The organism is Candidatus Hydrogenedentota bacterium (assembly GCA_013359265.1).
Classification (GTDB): Bacteria; Hydrogenedentota; Hydrogenedentia; order Hydrogenedentales; family SLHB01; genus JABWCD01.
On the sequence record JABWCD010000013.1, the window covers coordinates 1 to 17,618 of the forward strand.

The 17,618-nt window shown below is 58.2% G+C and carries 16 protein-coding genes; 10 read left to right on the top strand and 6 right to left on the bottom strand.

Translation table 11 applies throughout. The features are described from left to right. Positions 1 to 1,244 precede the first annotated feature (1,244 nt). On the bottom strand, positions 1,245 to 1,898 hold the full coding sequence (locus HUU46_13185; GenBank protein ID NUM54593.1) for a rhomboid family intramembrane serine protease: 654 nt from the start codon (positions 1,896 to 1,898) through the stop codon (positions 1,245 to 1,247). 113 nt (positions 1,899 to 2,011) lie between these two features. Between HUU46_13185 and HUU46_13190 the strand changes: the two genes are divergently transcribed. The 10 genes from HUU46_13190 to HUU46_13235 all read left to right on the top strand — a co-directional run bounded on the left by HUU46_13190 (position 2,012) and on the right by HUU46_13235 (position 13,432). Further along, positions 2,012 to 2,698 carry a hypothetical protein gene (locus tag HUU46_13190; GenBank protein NUM54594.1) on the top strand — a complete coding sequence of 229 codons (687 nt, stop codon included), beginning with the start codon at positions 2,012 to 2,014 and terminating at the stop codon, positions 2,696 to 2,698. A gap of 23 nt (positions 2,699 to 2,721) precedes the next feature. Further along, positions 2,722 to 3,558: a hypothetical protein gene (locus tag HUU46_13195; GenBank protein ID NUM54595.1), complete on the top strand. Its 837-nt coding sequence runs from the start codon at positions 2,722 to 2,724 to the stop codon at positions 3,556 to 3,558. A 21-nt stretch (positions 3,559 to 3,579) separates the two neighbouring features. After that, positions 3,580 to 5,715, top strand: coding sequence for a hypothetical protein (locus HUU46_13200; protein ID NUM54596.1), 2,136 nt, complete (start codon positions 3,580 to 3,582; stop codon positions 5,713 to 5,715). 159 nt (positions 5,716 to 5,874) lie between these two features. Next, positions 5,875 to 7,464: a nif-specific transcriptional activator NifA gene (nifA, locus tag HUU46_13205; GenBank protein ID NUM54597.1), complete on the top strand. Its 1,590-nt coding sequence runs from the start codon at positions 5,875 to 5,877 to the stop codon at positions 7,462 to 7,464. A gap of 141 nt (positions 7,465 to 7,605) precedes the next feature. Continuing rightward, positions 7,606 to 8,934 (top strand): Gfo/Idh/MocA family oxidoreductase, encoded by a 1,329-nt coding sequence (locus HUU46_13210; protein NUM54598.1) that lies wholly within the window; start codon positions 7,606 to 7,608, stop codon positions 8,932 to 8,934. A 583-nt stretch (positions 8,935 to 9,517) separates the two neighbouring features. After that, positions 9,518 to 9,742, top strand: a complete 225-nt coding sequence (locus tag HUU46_13215; GenBank protein ID NUM54599.1) for an AbrB/MazE/SpoVT family DNA-binding domain-containing protein — start codon at positions 9,518 to 9,520, stop codon at positions 9,740 to 9,742. Next, the gene (locus HUU46_13220) at positions 9,743 to 10,165 is read left to right on the top strand and encodes a type II toxin-antitoxin system death-on-curing family toxin (protein ID NUM54600.1); all 423 of its coding nucleotides are present in this window, start codon (positions 9,743 to 9,745) and stop codon (positions 10,163 to 10,165) included. It begins immediately after the preceding gene. Between the two features lie 30 nt (positions 10,166 to 10,195). Next, positions 10,196 to 10,975, top strand: coding sequence for a hypothetical protein (locus HUU46_13225; protein NUM54601.1), 780 nt, complete (start codon positions 10,196 to 10,198; stop codon positions 10,973 to 10,975). Between the two features lies 1 nt (position 10,976). Next, complete coding sequence (locus HUU46_13230) at positions 10,977 to 12,065, top strand: hypothetical protein (protein ID NUM54602.1); 1,089 nt, start codon at positions 10,977 to 10,979, stop codon at positions 12,063 to 12,065. Continuing rightward, on the top strand, positions 12,065 to 13,432 hold the full coding sequence (locus HUU46_13235; protein ID NUM54603.1) for a hypothetical protein: 1,368 nt from the start codon (positions 12,065 to 12,067) through the stop codon (positions 13,430 to 13,432). The genes HUU46_13230 and HUU46_13235 overlap by 1 nt, the downstream gene beginning before the upstream one ends. On the opposite strand, the gene HUU46_13240 is transcribed toward HUU46_13235, so the two are convergent. The 5 genes from HUU46_13240 to HUU46_13260 all read right to left on the bottom strand — a co-directional run bounded on the left by HUU46_13240 (position 13,389) and on the right by HUU46_13260 (position 17,448). Then, positions 13,389 to 14,225 (bottom strand): DUF4143 domain-containing protein, encoded by an 837-nt coding sequence (locus HUU46_13240; GenBank protein NUM54604.1) that lies wholly within the window; start codon positions 14,223 to 14,225, stop codon positions 13,389 to 13,391. The two genes, HUU46_13235 and HUU46_13240, sit on opposite strands and share 44 nt — an antisense overlap. 163 nt (positions 14,226 to 14,388) lie before the next feature. Beyond that, complete coding sequence (locus tag HUU46_13245; GenBank protein NUM54605.1) at positions 14,389 to 14,784, bottom strand: type II toxin-antitoxin system VapC family toxin; 396 nt, start codon at positions 14,782 to 14,784, stop codon at positions 14,389 to 14,391. After that, positions 14,781 to 15,047: a hypothetical protein gene (locus HUU46_13250; protein ID NUM54606.1), complete on the bottom strand. Its 267-nt coding sequence runs from the start codon at positions 15,045 to 15,047 to the stop codon at positions 14,781 to 14,783. The genes HUU46_13245 and HUU46_13250 overlap by 4 nt, the downstream gene beginning before the upstream one ends. 238 nt (positions 15,048 to 15,285) lie before the next feature. Continuing rightward, on the bottom strand, positions 15,286 to 16,587 hold the full coding sequence (locus HUU46_13255; GenBank protein NUM54607.1) for a Glu/Leu/Phe/Val dehydrogenase: 1,302 nt from the start codon (positions 16,585 to 16,587) through the stop codon (positions 15,286 to 15,288). A 57-nt stretch (positions 16,588 to 16,644) separates the two neighbouring features. Then, positions 16,645 to 17,448 carry a hypothetical protein gene (locus HUU46_13260; protein NUM54608.1) on the bottom strand — a complete coding sequence of 268 codons (804 nt, stop codon included), beginning with the start codon at positions 17,446 to 17,448 and terminating at the stop codon, positions 16,645 to 16,647. Positions 17,449 to 17,618 lie beyond the last annotated feature (170 nt).

Genomic DNA, 17,618 nt, shown 5'->3' on the forward strand with positions numbered 1-17,618 from the left:
CCGTCTGCTGGGTCACCAAAACCTCCGTCCCTCGACTGAATCCAAGCATTATGTTTATCGGCAGTTTCCATAAATGCTTCACTCGGCTAAAGAATTACGAGATTTCAAATCTGAAATCGCTTTCGCATGGCTTCCGCGTGCCCCGATAGGGGGCATGACGACGGTCCCAAAAATAAACCCTTAAAACGTCCTACTCGTATCGCCTTGAAATTTGAGATTTCAAATCTGAAATCGCATTCCCATGGCTTCCGCGTGCCCCGATAGGGGCATGACGACGGTCCCAAAAAATAAACCCTTAAAACGTCCTACTCGTGTCGCATTGAAATTTGAGATCTCAAATCTGAAATCACATTCGCATGGCTTCCGCGTGCCCCGATAGGGGCATGACGACGGTCCCAAAAATAAACCCTTAAAACGTCCGACTCGTGTCGCCTTGAAATTTGCGATTTCAAATCTGAAATCGCTTTCCCATGGCTTCGGCGTGCCCCGATAGGGGCAAGACGACGGTCCCAAAAATAATCCATTAACACGTCCTACTCGTGTCGCCTTGAAATTTGAGATCTCAAATTTGAAATCGCTTTCGCATGGCTTCCGCCTGCCCCGATAGGGGCATGACAACGGTCCCAAAAATAAACCCTTAAAACATCCGACTCGTGTCGCCTTGAAATTTGCGATTTCAAATCTGAAATCGCTTTCCCATGGCTTCCGCGTGCCCCGATAGGGGGTATGACAACCACTCCGAAAATGCACAAATTGTCCCCCGCGCCAAAGGCGCAACGCAACCCTAGCCAGGGGCATCGCCCCTGGAAATTGTCCACGCCCCTATCACCGCGCGCTGAAAGCGCACTGCGCAAGTTTTCATAATCACAGGGGAACTCTGTTCATGACGACTCGTGATCGTAATCGAGCACTCGAACTTCTGCACAACTTCTATGGGCGTCCGACTTTTCGAATGAATTCTGGGTTCATGACACTAAGTGCCTCTAACCGGCGTACGGTTCCAGTCTTTTCCCCGAAAGCGATACGGGGCGCAGCCCGGGGTTGGTCCACCGAAGTCGCTACGACGCCGGTGGAAATACCCTGGGTAGGGACGTAGCCTACAACATGCTTCAATCCTGTAGGGATCATAGCCATCTTGTTACAAACTCCTCAGAAACCCGCCCAAGTTCAGGCACAGCGCATAGGACTATAATGACGAGCGGAGCACCATTACAATTTGTGCGATTCGGCCTGCGCTGCGGCAACTAACGTGACATAAGATCGTAGATGGACGTTTCCGTCTCCGTCATTTCGACCCAGCCCAGCCACAGCATCGACGACGCAAGCGCAAAACCGCTGAAGAAGCCCCCGAGGTGCGCCCAATACGCTACGCCGCCGGCGCCGCTCCACGCCCCCCAAATATCGAACGCCAGCCAAAACAGAATCATCCAAATGCTGCTCACCGCAAACGTGCCCGCACGAAAAATTATCCACCACAAACAGGTCACCTCGTTCTGTGGATAGAAAACAAGGTACATGCCGATAATTCCGTTGATCGCGCCGCTCGCACCGACGGCCGGGTCTCCGTCGATGATGAGGTGAATAATTGCCGACATCGCGCCGAGCCCAAGGTAAATGACCGGATAGGCGATATTCGTCACCTTCGCGCATACCGCATTGCCAAACGTCCACAAAAACACCATGTTGCCGACAATGTGAAGCCAGCCGCCGTGCAACAGCATGTGGCCAATGATCCCGGATGGATTGCCCCGGTACAGAATCAGCGGTTCAAGTTCGAGCAGCCTCACGTCCCCGGCGAACGCAAGCAGAAATGCCAGCGACGTCACGCCGATGATTACCCAGTTCGCGTACGGCCAACGCGACATGGGGACGTCGACTTCGTAAGGTACGATGGCCATCGAGTATCTCCGATAAGTCTGAAAGCCGGCCCCGCAAATATCACCTATACTGAAGCAGCGGGCTATTGTATATTGAATGCCGTCGACCGTCCATCAATTACAACGAGGGTGAGATGGCCGCAGACCGAAATCACATTCGCGAATGGTGGCGCACTCTGCTCACGCCCGACCGCGCGGGGCGATCAATATCGAGCGATGCCAAGTTGGATCGGCTTGATGCATCGGTGTTGGCGATTGTCTGCATGATGTACTGCTGCTACGGCATCAGCATGGGCATGCCGCGCGGCGCACTGCCCGCGGTGGTGTCGGGCCTAAAGCTGCCTCTCCTTTATGTCTTCACGCTTCTCGTCTGCTTTCCGCCGTTCTACGTGTTGAATAATTTCCTCGGGCCGCGACTATCCGGCATCGGCTGCCTGCGTTTGCTCCTGCTGGCGACAAGTGCGAATTCCGTCGCGATTTTCAGCTACGCGCCGGTTAGCTACTTCTTTACGCTTACTACGTCGTCAATCGCACTCTCCGGATATCGATTCCTCGTTATCATGCACGTTGCTGTATTCGCTGTCGCCGGAGGTCTCAGCCTCGTGATCATTCACGTGTTGTTCCGCGCGGCATCGCACCAACTCAATCGACCGCTCCGCTCGTCTTTCCTGGTGATGTTCGGCGGCGTCTACGCCTTCGTCGGAACCCAGATGTCCTGGGTGCTGCGCCCCTGGATCGGTTCCTGGGCGATCGACTACCAGCCGCTCCGGCCCATCGAAGGGTCGTTCATAGAGTCTATTTTTCGGCTGACGGGTTTATAAGACTGAGTATCGAGGAGACACGAATGATCGATGAAACAAGGCCCGACGACACCGGGTCGCTTCAGTCCCAACCGGACGACGCGGCCGGCATCTCGAAATCCGCAAAGATTCCGATCGAGATTCGGACAGTGCCACCCGCTGAGTTCCCGCGCGGGTTTTGGCGGCAAGTCGACTATACGCTGCACCATCCCGAAGAGATTTCCGAATCGCTGCACCGCGACGATCAATCGTGGCGCATCGTCCGCATCATGTTCGTCATCTCCCTCATCATGGCCGCTGTGTATGGCGGCGTCATGGGCGCGACAAACCTGCTCCAAGGATCGGAAATGGCCGTGTCGTCGAAGTTTCTCCTCATTCTTGTCACAGCCACCAAAGTCCCGGTCTTGTTTCTGCTCACACTCGTGATCGTCGTGTTTCCGATCTACGTGTCGAACGCCTTCGTTGGCGCGCGTCTATCCTTCGGCCAGGTTTCCGGTTTTCTGGTTACCGCCTGCGCCGTCACTACGGTGGCGCTGGCAAGTATGGCCACAGTGGCGCTTTTCTTCTCGCTCACGAGCGTCTCGTACCACTTCATCAAACTGTTGCACGTTCTGATGTTCGTATATGCCGGAGTGACGGGACTGGTGTACCTGAATCGCGCATTGGGTACTGCCGCCATACGCTTGGGCAGGCCCGCGCCCGGCAAACTCTTCATCATCTGGCTGTTGCTTTATATGTTTGTCGGAACTCAACTCGCATGGGTCCTCCGCCCATTTGTCGGCAGTCCCGGCGAACCTTTCCAGATATTCCGGCCAAGATACGGAAACTTCTACGAATCGGTGTTACACTCTCTTGGCGAATTTATGAGAAGCATCGACTAATTTCCTGCCGGACGCACCAGAATGAGATTGAAAACATTGGCCGTAGCAGCCTCTACAGTGATTTGTCTTGCAGTAGGAAATTTTGCCGCAGCCGCTGACGACGCCACCCCCAACGCCGACTTCTACCGATATCTCTTCGCGTTTCCCATAACCGAAGTGATCCATCAGGCCGATCACTTCGGCATCGCAAACGGCATGATGTCCGTGGGTATCGATTCTAAAGCGATGGTTGACATTCAAGGTCTGTACGCGCCCCCATTCGTGAGTTCGGATTTTCGGTTCACGATCAATCTCGATGGCGCGCCGCTTAAGCCGACCTCCGGCGCGTGGTTGCCCGTTCGCGTAACGGCGAAACACGGTCTAAATCCGGTCTCTATGGACAGTTCCATAAACCTGCTATACGGCCAGCGCGCCGCGCTTGTCTCAATCCTCGTATCGCCGCGCGATGGCCGCAAAACGGTCCAGCTCTCCGGCGAATTCTCCGGCACCCTCGATACGAACTCCGTGTGGGAGTTCGCTCGGCCGGCCAGCACGTCAGCGACATCGCGCTCGCTCGATGGGAACACAGCGCTGCTGACGCAGGGCGACAATGCCATCGCGCTCGCATGGGGCACGTATCCGAACCGGCCCGCAATAAGCGTGCGATGGGATTCAACCACCGGGCAGTGGACATGCGAGGTTCCCGTCGATCCACAAAACTATCTTGGCTATGCACGATTCGCCATCGCGATTGGGACGCGTGACGCGGCGCTCGCCACAGCAAAGGAAACACTCGGCCAGTACGACGCCGATTACGCAAACGTGGAGGCGGCGCTCGGCGAACGCGCGAAAAGCCTTCTCGACCGTGTCCCGCGATTCACGTGCGACAACAAATCCCTGGAACGCCTCTACTATCGCTCCCTCGTGCACGCCCTCATGAACAAGTGGGAAGTGCCGGAATTCAAACTCAATCCTTACTATTCCACCGGCAGCGTGAAGGGCGGCTGCGTCTGCAATTACCTCTGGGACTTCGGCGAAGTCTGGGAAATCCTTCCGATGATCGATCCCGAAGCGGTGAAGGCGCACATCAAACATTTCCTCAGCGTCGACCTCACCAAACACTTCGCGTTTCTCCCGATCACCGGCGAGGGATTCGGACCGTGGTACATGGTGAATCAGGAAAAGATCATCGGCTTGATCTATCACTACGTGTCCGTCACCGGCGACACCGCGTTTCTCAACGACACCCTCAACGGCCGCACCATCCTCGATCACGTCATCGAACACGCCACCTATGGCGACGACGCAGCCAAACCCGTCGCGCTCATCGACTACGGCGAATCGAACAGCCACCTCGAACTGCGCAAAGATTTGAAGTACAACCACGTCATGCCCGACCTCAACGGCCGCCGCCACAACAACTTCGTCCTCGCCGCGAAACTCTCGGAGACAATGGGCAAACCGCGTCCCGACCTCGTCGAACGCGCGGAAGCGCTGAAAAAAGTCCTGCACGACGAACTGTGGGACCCGCAGGCAAAATGGTTCGCGTTCAAAAACGGCAAGGGCGAAAAGGAACTGCGCTACACCTGCCAAATGTTCAAACTCTTCAACTCCCCCGTCCTCACTGACGACTCGCTGAACGGTCTCCTCTCGCACTGGAACGCAAACGAGTTCCTCGGCGACTACGGCCTGCACAGTCTCGCCAAAGGCGATCCCGCCTACGACGAAAACGACGTCGACAACGGCGGCCCGGGTGCATGCACCTGCTTTGCCCCGCAGATCATGGAGCGGCTCTACAAGAGCGGCCACGCGAACGAAGCCGACGAACTGCTCAAGCGCATTCTCTGGTGGGGCGAAAAACTCCCCTACTGGGGCGACTCCCTCTACGCCGACCGCCCCGACTACCGCAAAGACACCCCGCTCCAATGCGCCATCGACGGCCTCACCGTCGCGCAAATGATCATCTTCGGCCTCTTCGGCATCACCCCCAACGCCGACGGATCGATCACCATCAATCCGCACCTTCCGCCGATCGCAGGAAAAATGAGTCTGCACAACGTGAGACTGAGGGGCCATGAGTTCGATGTAACGCTGGCAGCGGACGCATTTGTTGTGGACGCCGCTAGCCAGACCCACAGGTCCGCATACGGCTCCCCGCTGACACTCCAAAAGAAATAGCCGTATCAACTCCGGGCATTTTCCCCAACTCACCGTTGTTCCCCACCCAAAGTCGCAGTATTGCGGCGTTGGGCGCCTACGGATTTGACATTCCCCAATAATCACCCTACAATTCCGTCGATTTCTTCTGGGAGCCATACAAACCGGGTGCATTTGGCGATGGAAGCTACAATCGAAGTAGGGGCGAGCCGCATCGTGGACCCGGAGATCCGCCGAGAAGTCAGCGAACTGGCGCTGTTGTTCGATATCAGCCAGCGCTTGGACCAGAGCATCGACCTGCGGGACGTCGTCGGCCCACTGTTGCAGGCCATCGCCGACAACACGGGCATGGTCCGCGGCACCCTCACTCTCGTAAACCGCGAGACGGACGAGATTTACATCGAAACCGCCCACGGCCTCTCCCCCAGCCAGCAGGAGCGCGGCCGCTACCGCCCCGGCGAGGGCGTCACCGGCAAGGTAATCCAGACCGGTCAGGCCGCCGTCATCCCCCGCATCTCCGACGAGCCGACCTTCCTCGATCGGACCGGCGCGCGCAAGCAGCTCGAGAAGAGCAGCATCTCGTTTATTTGCGTACCCATCAAACTGGGCAGCGAGACGATTGGCGCGCTCAGCGTGGACCGGCTGTTCGCCGACTCCATCTCGCTGAACGAAGACCTGCGCCTGATGACGATCATCGCCGCAATGATTGCCCAAGCCGTGAAAATGCGGCAAAGCGCCATCGAAGAAAAGCAGCGCCTCATCGACGAGAACCGCCGCCTTCAAGACGAACTCAAGGACCGCTTCCGCCCCGCCAACATCATCGGCAACTCGCGCGGCATGCGGAAGGTCTACGACCTCATCGCGCAGGTCGCGAAAAGCGAAGCGACCGTGCTCATCCGCGGCGAAAGCGGCGTCGGCAAGGAACTCGTCGCCAGCGCAATCCACTACAACAGCCTGCGCGCCAGCAAACCGTTCATCAAGGTGAACTGCGCCGCGCTTCCCGAATCGGTCATCGAGAGCGAACTCTTCGGTCACGAGAAAGGCGCATTCACCGGCGCGGTCACGCAGCGCAAAGGCCGCTTCGAACTCGCCGACGGCGGCACGATTTTCCTCGACGAAATCGGCGACCTCGCGCCCATGATGCAGGTGCGCCTGTTGCGCGTGCTGCAGGAACGCGAATTCGAACGCGTCGGCGGCACCGACACGATCAAGGTGGACGTGCGCGTCATCGCCGCAACCAACCGCGACCTCGAAACGCTCATGACGCAAAGCACCTTCCGCCAGGACTTGTACTACCGGCTGAACGTTTTCCCGATTCACATTCCACCCCTGCGCGAACGCCGCACCGACATCCTCGACCTCGCGAACTTCTTCGTCGAGAAATACAGCAAGACATCGCACAAGAACGTCCGACGCATTTCCACGCCGGCCATCGACATGCTCTGCAGCTACCACTGGCCCGGCAACGTCCGCGAACTCGAGAACTGCATCGAGCGCGCAATCCTGTTGACCACCGACGACGTCGTCCACGGCCACCACCTGCCCCCCACGCTGCAGACCGCCGAGGCCAGCGGCACCGTCGTGAAGGAAACGCTCGACGCCGCACTCGACCGCCTCGAACGCGAACTCATCATCGAGGCGCTCAAGAACACGCGCGGCAACAAAGCCAAAGCCGCCGATTCGCTGGGCATTACCGAGCGCATCATGGGTCTCCGCTGCGACAAGCACAACATCGATCCGCGCATCTATAAAACCGCGCGCGTCGTATAGTGCGGTTCCCGCGGCAGGGCCGCCCGCCGCAGCGCGAAGGTGGAATGGCCGGCGCCAAACCGATTCCCTTGTGATTCGGCCCCTTTTCATAGGATACTGCCGGTCAACGCGCCCACTTCCGCGGCGCAGGGGAAAATACTCATGAAGACGAACCGCCGATCCTTCCTGAAGTCCGCCGCAGTTGCTACCGCTCCCTTCATTCTGCCGTCCCGAATCTGGGCCGCCGAAACCAAGCCCAACGACAAAATCGTCATGGGATTCATCGGCATGGGCAAGCAGAGCCATCACCTGCTCGGGACCTTCCTGCAGTTCCCGGAATGCCGCGTCGTCGCCGTGTGCGACGTCGACACCACGCGCCGCACCAACGCGCAGAATAAGGTAAACGAATTCTATACGCGCAAGCCGGAGATGGGTTCCGCCGGCTGCCAGGCCTACAACGACTTCCGGGAAATCATCGCGCGCAAAGACATCGACGCGGTCTGCATCGCGACGCCCGATCACTGGCATACCATCCCCATGATCGCCGCGCTGGAATCCGGCAAAGACGTCTACTGCGAAAAGCCGCTCACCCACAACATCCACGAAGCGATCGCCGTCATGGACGCGGTGAAAAAGAACAAGCGCGTCCTGCAAACCGGTTCGATGCAACGCTCCATGCGCGAGTTCCGCATCGCCTGCGAACTTGTCCGCAACGGCGCTATCGGAAAGATCGATCACGTCGATTGCAGCTTCGGCCCTCCCGGAGTCCCCTGCGACCTGCCCGAAGAATCCCTCGAACCCGGACTCGATTGGGACCTGTGGATCGGCCCCGGCCCCATGCGCCCGTACAACTCGATACTCAGCCCGCGCGGCATCCACGATCACTTCCCCGATTGGCGCAGCTACAAGGAATACGGCGGCGGCATGGTCTGCGACTGGGGCGCGCACCATCTCGATATCGCCCAATGGGGCCTCGGCATGGACGAAAGCGGACCGGTCGAAGTCCATCCGCCCGACGATCCCAAAGCGACCAACGGCGCCGTCCTCCACTACGCCAACGGCGTGCGCGTGACCCACGTCAGCGGCTTCGGCGCCGAATTCTTCGGCAGCGAAGGCGAGGTCAAGGTCAACCGCGGCCAGTTCGAGTTCTACCGCGACGGCAAAAAAGTCGCCGGCTTCGTCAAACGCGAAGACGGCTCCCTCGGCGCTACGCTGCAACTCGTCGAAAACGAATACCTCAAAAACGCCAAGGTCAAACTCTACAAGAGCGACAACCACCTCAAAGACTTCCTCGACTGCGTCCAATCGCGCACACGCCCGATCACCAACGAAGAAGTCGGCGGCCGCACCGCCATCTGCTGCCACCTCATGAACCAGGCCTACTACAACCACACCACCATCACGTGGAAACCCAAACGCATGAAATTCGCCCGCAACGGCGGCAAACCCGAATGGCTCACCCGCGACTACCGCGCCCCGTGGAAGGTGTAGCGGCAATCCTTCCCACAGAAGTGTTCTGGCCGTCTGCCTCATCTTGGTATTTGTAACTGCTTCGCAGGGTGTTCGCGCGGGGACTGCCAATTCCTCGGCCCTAATATGGAGTGCGGTAGCAGAGTCGACCGAGGCCTTGCGAAGGTCGACGGCGCTACCGCTTTGGCTCTCACAGCGCGACGCCTTGAAGCGAACCTGCCTCCTATGCGCAGGGTCCGGCTCCGCCGGAAGCCAAAGCGGCAGCGCCGAAGACTCTGCTGCCGCACTCCATACCATCAACCTCTCGGCCCTAATATGGAGTGCGGTAGCAGAGTCGACCGAGGCCTTGCGAAGGTTGACGGCGCTACCGCTTTGGCTCTCACAGCGCTCTCTTTGGTAACGAACCTGCGTCCTTTGTCCTGGGTCCGGCTCCGCCGGAAGCCAAAGCGGCAGCGTCGAAGACTTTGCTGCCGCACTTCATACCAACGCACAAGCAAAGAAGACGCGTCGTTGGTGAACGAGGTGCGGTTTCCTTGCGACCCATTCCCCGGCCCATTGACCACGCACCGCGCGGGTTATACAATGTGGTAACGGAGTTTGCCGCATGAAAAAACTTACGAAGCACGGAAACAGCCTGGCACTCGTCATTGACAAACCAATACTCGACCTCCTCAAGATCGACGCGAACACGCCGCTGGAAGTGTCCACGGACGGAGACATGCTCCTCATCAGACCACAGCGACGCGCACGAGCAAACAAAAAGCTCAAAGAAGCCCTGGACTGGACGAACGCGCGGTATGGCAAGGCCCTCAAACGCTTGACAGAGTAAATGCCGCCTGTTTTTCTAAGCACCGACGACGTCCTGGAAATTCACGAGGATCAGATACGGCGATACGGCGGCATGGCGGGCGTCCGCGACCTGTCTCTTCTGCAGTCGGCTGCCGCGCAGCCGTGCGCGAAGTTCAATCAGGCCTACCTTCATCGCGACGCATTCGAAATGGCTGCCGCGTATTTGATCCACATCGTCAGGAACCATACGTTTGTTGACGGCAACAAGCGAACCGGTGCCGGTGCCGCGGCGGCTCGATTATCCCAAGTCCAAATCGGATTTACGGCCACTGCTGTGCTTCAGTCCCGAACTGCCCACTCCCATGCAAGCTTGGCTTTGGTCGGCTCCGGCGGTACTCTATCCGCACCTCAGCCATCTCGCTCCAATGAACTTGTAGACTGGCTGCTGGGCCGTACCGGTTAGGCCCAATGGAAGTAGACTCGGCGAAAACGTATGGCCTTACGAATCGAAACACCTCTGCCCGAAACCGCGCTGGTCCTGCTGCGGCACTGCTATCGTTTTGTTAACGAGGACTGGCAGCACTTGCCACGCAACGAATCCGCAGATCAGGGATTCGAGGTGAAATTACGGGAAAGTTGCGTCACGAAGCTAGCCGGCTGGGAGGTCTCGCAGCACCGCGAGATGAACCTGGGGATGCAGTTGATTACCGCCTCCGGCGTGCTGCACGAGGTTGATGTCGTCGCCCGGCATGAGCCGACAGTTGGGATTCTCGAACTGAAAAACCGGGCCGAATGGCCACCGGAGAAAAACGACGTGATTGTGTTTTTCGCGAAGATTCTGGACTACCTGTGCCTCACACCGGTGCTCTTGCGGTCGTACCTGCTTCCGATCTTTGTATCGAGCTATCCCTTCGAGCAATCGGGCTTAGCCGCGTGCCTCGGGCTTGGCATACATCCGATTGCCCCCCAACTTCGTCCCCTACCCATCCTGATCGATAATGCAAACCGTATGACTGGCGAGATGGATAAAGGCGTAACGCTCTCACCAGAAGACACGCACGCTTTTGACGATTTCTGCGCGAAGCTCAACCACATGACGAGCTTGCTCGCAGGTGCTGACGCTAACGCCCGGTTTGATTGCTTTAACGATCTTACGATCGCGGTTCGCGCCTTCGGAGGTATAGCTGTTACTGAACTGGTCGATGACCTGCGCGCACTGAACGGAGAATGCTCCCGACTGATAAAGGTCGTTAGAACGGCTAAGGGAAGCTGATGTGAATATTTCGAGTTTCAACATCACGGATGTGGGTTATCACTATATTGGCCTGCGGGTACTGGCAGCCATGCCGGAAGCATCACGGGAAGAGCAGAACGCGACAATTTCCCGAAATGTGTTGAAGTACGCACGAGACAAGGCACTCCGCCTGATGCTTCCGGAGCCGAAGAGCACATACGAGACTGTTGGCGAGAAAATCTGCCAGGAACTGGCACATTTTGAGTTTGCCGAGGCGACGAAGGGGCGCGGGTACGAATTGACGGCTGCGGGCATGGAAACGCTGCGGCTGTTAAGCGACAAGAATTATCTCGAACTTCGGCGCAGGATGGCACTGGTGCACTTGAAGACGTACGCGAACCTGCAAGCAGTGGTCCACGTCCATATCGCCCGAAAGGGGATCCCGAGTCCGGCCGTCGAGACTACGAAGACAATAGACACCGCATACATCGCCGCCCTGCTGCGGCCGATATTCGGGACTGCTGCTGAAAGCGAAGCCGAGGGGTTATTCGAACAGATGAAGGAGCGCTCAGCCAAGCAGGTGGAAGACGCACTTCGTGAGCGGGTGTTGAAGAAACTCATGCCTCAACACTCTCTCGGTGTCCCTCTGTTTCGGTCTATGTGCGACCGTCTAGTTAGTCTTCGTCTGCTTAACGCCATGAAGGTTTTCGGTAAGAAGGCGGACTTTTATCGAACTTACTCACCGTGCGTCGAAGGCCCACCGACTCGGGAGTGGCACCGCCGGGCAGAAACTTCACTAACCACCGGTGGAACCTACACAATTTACTTAAGCGAGCCAAACTTCGAAGACGACGAAACACAGCGGGACCTTCTTAAGGCTCTCGATGCGGCTTACTCGACTTTGAAGGCACAGGCGGGATATTTTGACTTGCCCGACGTGCGGGATTTTGTATGTGAGAATCTTTTGATTCCCGAAGCCGCGTTCGATGAAGGCATCATTGTGCTGTTGGAGAAACCGAAGCCGCCTATCACCCTTGGGTTGACCTATGAACGCATAACGGGACGGCGAAAGCCACTAGTCCGAGTGGGCGAGTCCACGCAGATTTACAACTTGATAAGGAGTGCATAATGGCCATCCATCTCCCCAAGAAGCACACCACGCCCATCAGCTCGAAGTACGAAATGCTGGGGCTGCGGGACTTGCCATTCCCCGACGGTGGATTCGTTGACCCGTACAGCACCGACCCGAGGACCAATGGCAGTATTTACGCCGTGTCCACAGCTCAGTCGGCTATCACGAAGTTCGAGAACCTGCTGATCCGGCCCGACGATTTCCCCAACCGTGTCCGGCTAGCTTACCTTTGGTCCAAGGGTGACAGCCAAAGCGGTCGCGGAGTAGGCAAGACCGCACTCCTACGCTACTTTCGACAACGGATCAATTGCGACTGGGGAGAAACAGAATTCAATACACGGTTTTCTGCGGTGGTCGTGTATGTCGGCTTCCGCAGCCAGGTTGACCGCCGATACATGGAGCAGCTTGCGTTGTCGGCACTAGTCGACGTCTGTAAGAACGGCGTGCTGGATGCTTCACGTGCGGCGCTTCGGTTGAGCGCAATCCCCGAAGCAAAGGTCGAAGCCATCCTAGCCGATGATGGTGAGGGCACTTCCGGTGCTGACAACCTCCTCAACGATCAGGTACTCCAAAAGCATGATGTTGATCCCGAATCGCTTGACGAACAGGTGATAAGTACGCTCATCAGTGCTGGAGTCGAGGTTCCCGTCGCCCATCCGCTCGCGAAAGGTACGTTCGAGGATTATCTTCGGGCAATGCGAAGAGACGGAGCTTTGGAGCCGCTATACGTCCCCAGGGACACGAAGATTCTCGACTATTCCAGAACGCTGCTATTCAACGATATCGTTCGATACCTGCGCGCGGCCGGGTACGGCGGAGGCTATCTGTTCATTGACGACATTGAAAACTTAGTTGACCAGATGGCTCGACGGGAGCGGATAGAGTTCGCGAAGGAGTTTGGACTTTGCACGGTCAGGCCGGGATACGCGAACACCGAGTACCGCTTTTTCTCCAACGTACTCACTACTCATCAGCAAGCATCCCTGGCCTTAGCGACTGCATGGGGTGATGCTGGCCTTGCGGCAATCGGCAGACTCGATCCGACGTCCCCAAACTCTGTCGAGCTTCCTTTCCCCAGCAAGGAGCAAGCGCAGGGCATTATCGTTGCGCACCTCGACTATTTCCGCATCAACCAGGAAGAGAAAGGGACCATTAAGCCCTTCACGCCGGACGGGATCGACGCCCTACTGGAAGGACAGACAGTTCACCCTCGTGCAACACTTTCTTCTGCAGCAAAGGTGGTGCAATTCGCCGTCGATAAGAACCACACCGTGATTGATGCGGGATGCGTGAAAGCGGCCGGCGAATCAACGAGGCAGACTACCACGCCGGATTTCTCAGAGGGGATTGAAGGGGCGATCTAAGCCTTTGCACGTCAAGCCGACATACTGAGCAAAAGCGTTTGCACGGCGTTTGTAGTACGCATGCAATTCTCACCGCCCGTTGTCGTAGCAAGGCATGCTGCTGCATCGGTTTGAGGTCGGTTAGAAGGCGCACGATCGAAACGGCCCGTATATTCTTCGCCAGCGCAAACGTCGTATCCCCCGCGTGGATCACGTCCAATCGATTCAGCTTTAAATCCGCGAGCGCGTGCCGCATGGACGGCGTAACCTGCGGCGCCGTAGTGCGCTTGATCTCAAACCCCAGTCGCGTCCGCCCGCGCACAACAAGCAAATCGAGCTCTGCCCCCGCGTGCGTTGACCAGAAGAAACATTCGGATCGCTCCGCGCCCAACGCCACCCGAACCTGCTCGATCGCAAACCCTTCCCACGACGCGCCGCACTTCGGATGCGCTTCCACATCGCGCTGCGTCCTCAGATTCAGCAGCGTGTGCATGATTCCGCTGTCGGCCAAATACACTTTCGGCGCGCGCACCTGTCGCTTGGACAGGTTTTCGTGCCACGGCTGCAGTTGCCGCACGACAAGCGCGGCGGCCAAATGGTCGAGATAAGCCCTGACCGCCGTGTCCGAAGCGCCAAACGACCGCGCATACCTTGAAATCTCGATGCAGTCAACCGAAATTTCAAGGTAGAAAACAACGCCCTTCAAGACCAAATGACGTTGCGGAGTGGAGAGCGCCCCCTCGACGTCTTCCTCACTTTCGCTCGTTTCGGGCGTCGCGCCGCCGCCTTGGCCAGCCGCTTGCCCAACGTCGATTCAGATTTGCGCAAGTCCTTGCAAATAAGACGAAGATCAGAACCGAATTCTCGCGAATGCTCCATTCGATGCTTGCGTACTTCGGCGACAGGCGGGTCGTTCATGTCTCGTCTCCCGGGAAGGCAACGGCAAACGCGCGCTACGGGCCCGCTGCTTCGCGCGGCTACGGCACGACGACGACCGTAGCGAATTGTCTGAAATGCATGTCAAAGGAGAACGCCGACTGAATACCCATCCGCTGCATCACAACATAACTGGTGCAATCGGTGAAGCTCCATTCTTTGTCCTGGAACGCTTCATGTACGTCCCACGCTTTCATGAAATCTGCGGGTGTCACGTATTCAAGGACCGCGCACTGTTCCTGAAACAGCGATTCGTGAACAAGTTTGCTGCGCTTGCGTTCGCCGCGACGGCCGAGCGGGATTATCAACTCGTCCACAATAAAGTCCGTTGTCACAAGTCGGTCATTATTGGCTCGAACCCACTCGGTGGCGGCGGCAAAATTGCGATCGGTGGGAACAAATGCGGCGAACCAGGCGCTCGTGTCGACAAAGATCACGACGAGCGGGGGTACAAGACGTCGTCGTGCTCGACGCCGGAGAATCCATCGGCCGGAGACTCGACCGGCAGAGCGGAAATCTCGTCGAGAAACCGCAATAGTCTCGGCTTCCAGACTTCCATTTCGGCGGAATCCCCATTTCCAGACATTTTCGCGAGGCCCGTTTGGATCGCTTCCTGGGCCACTTCGTCAATCGTCCGTCCCTGGGCTTCAGCCAATGCCTGAAGTTGGCGCTCGAACCTCGTATCCAGTTTCACGTTCATATGTCGATTATACCTGCTGGGGCACGCCAGCAGAAATCCGAACTCTGATTCCACATCGGCAATTCCCCGACAGACCCGTTCCATCCCTCTGCCATACCCCATAGGGGGATGTGAAGGAGCACTTCAACTACGATGCGCACACTCAATGTTGAATTGCGCTAATCGGCAGCGATCGCGAATGGATCACACGCGCCGGCCCGGACGAAGCATCGTATCTTCGCATCCGCCCCAGCGGATGCTACAGCAGACTGCGGTTGACCATCGTCTCGTAGACGCGCATCAACGCCACATCCACGGTGGCTTCGGTGAGCGTGCGGCCCCGGGCGAGGATTGGCTCGCAGGCGGTGTAGGCGTCGTCGAGGCGCGCGCGAATTTCGGCAAGCGTCTGTTCGCGGGTGAACTTGATGCCGCCGAGGGCGTGGCGGTACTCGAGGTTCGACGCGATCACGCCGCCTGCATTCGCATATGCGTCCGGGAGGATCGCGATCCCCCGGCGATCGAGCGTCTTCATTCCTTCGAAAGTGACCGGCATGTTCGCGGCTTCCACGACACACGCAGCGCCGATGCCAGCTGCATTCGTGTCATTGATGACGTGGCCGCTCGCCGCGGGAATGAGGTAATCGCATTTCAGGCGGAACAACGTGTCGTTTGTGATCCGTTTTGCATCGAATCCCGCGATGCCGCCGGCCTTCTTCACGTGCGCGCCGAGCGCATCGATATCGAGGCCTTTCGCATCGTGTGCGCCGCCGGAGATGTCCGTGACGGCGACGATGCGGGCGCCTTCTTCGTAAAGGTAGCGTGCGGCGTACGACCCTACTTTGCCGAAACCTTGAAGCGCGATCGAGCACTGCTCCGGCGCGATGCCCCTGCGCTCCATGTCGCGGAGTATGACGTGGTAAACGCCGTAGCCGGTCGATTCGGCTCGGCCGGGCAGCCAGCCTTCGATGCCGTCCGGTTTGCCGGTGACCGACGCGGGGTCTTTCGTCTCGTTGTAGATGCGGACCATCTCCGCGCCGCTGGTACCCATATCCGGCGCGGGGATGTAATCGTGGCTTGCAAACAACTGGCCGAAACATTTCGCGAATTCGGTCATGATGTCGGCTTTCGCGATGCGCTCGAACTCACGGTACTCGCCCGCAAAGCGCTTCGCCTTCGTCATGTGCGTGTACAGCGCGCGAAGGTCCACGCTGATGCCCGATTTGCCGCCGCCGAGTTCGATGTCCGCCAGCGCCGTCTTGAGTGTCATGAGGCGCGCGAGTTCGGTTGTCTCCCACAGATCGACATCGGGCGCGAGCCGAATCCCGCCCTTATACGGTCCGCGCGCGCGATCGTGCAGAACGATGCCGGAGATGATGTTCACAACGGTGCCGAGAATGGGCACGGAGAGGCGCTGAATGTGAACTGCACACGGTTTGATGATTTCCTGAATGGCCTCGTCGGAAACTTTGAGGCGCTTGGCGCTTTCGAGCAGCAGTTGCGCCGAGCGTGTCGAAGGCTCGCTGCTCCGCACGTACTCTTCGAGTTTATTGCCGACCTTCATGCCACCCCGCTCCAACGTTCGTGTGCTGTGCGTGACGCATCGCGCGTCAAAATCGCGCTACGGGTTTGGCGCTGGAGGCGGCGCCGCTGGAGCGGGGGCTGGGGCCGCGGGCGCAGGCGCATCGCCCGCGGGAGGCGCCGGCGGCTGCTGAACGCTGAGAAAGTCTTTCGCCGTTTTTTCGTCGGTGATAACCAGTCTATCGTCGCGAATGAACGTGAAGATTTTCGGGTTCGATTTTCGCAAAAGCTCGATGGCCGCGGCGAGCGAAATCCCGGGCTTCGTTTCAAAGGTCCACTTCCGCTCTTCTTCGGGGAAGTTGAGTACCGGTTTATCCAAGATAAGAAGGCCATTGACCGCGGGATGTTTGTTGATCTCGGCTATTGCCTCGCCCAGGTCCCGGGCCTCGAACTTGATAGGCGGAACGGAGATGTCCGAGCGCAGTTTCGATTGGATCGCGGGCGACACTTTCTGTCCGGAAAGCAGGGCCATGGTGGCCTGCTCGGCGGCTTCTTCGGCAGCCTTGCGCTTTTCGCGTTCGACAACCGGATCGATATCGTCGTAGTCGATCGAGACGATCTGACGGCGCGGTATGCTAATCGTCACCTCGGGCGTTACCTCGAGCACAACCTCCGCGGACGTGGACTTCACGACCTGAAACCCGCGGTAGACGCGGCCGTTTCTGAGCGTGACGAGGTCTCCGGGAGGGCCCAGTTCGGACTCCGAAGGGGCAGGCGGCGCGGCCGGGGCAGGCGCTGCGTCGGTGGCGGGCCCTGGCGCAGGTGGCGGCGAAGGTTCTTGTTGCGCGTGCAGCGCGACGGGACAGAGGAACAACAACAAAGACGCAAGCGATCGCACGGACATACTCGTGATTGACTCCCCTGTGCCTGAAGCGCCTAACAACACGAAATGTGAAACCACCCCGCTTGGACGTCCAATACTCGAGAACGGATTCGCGGCCGGATTGGAAATGTGCGAAACGCGCTACCGCGCGGTTACGGCCGCAATCGCATGTCATTCACGGAACGCGACTT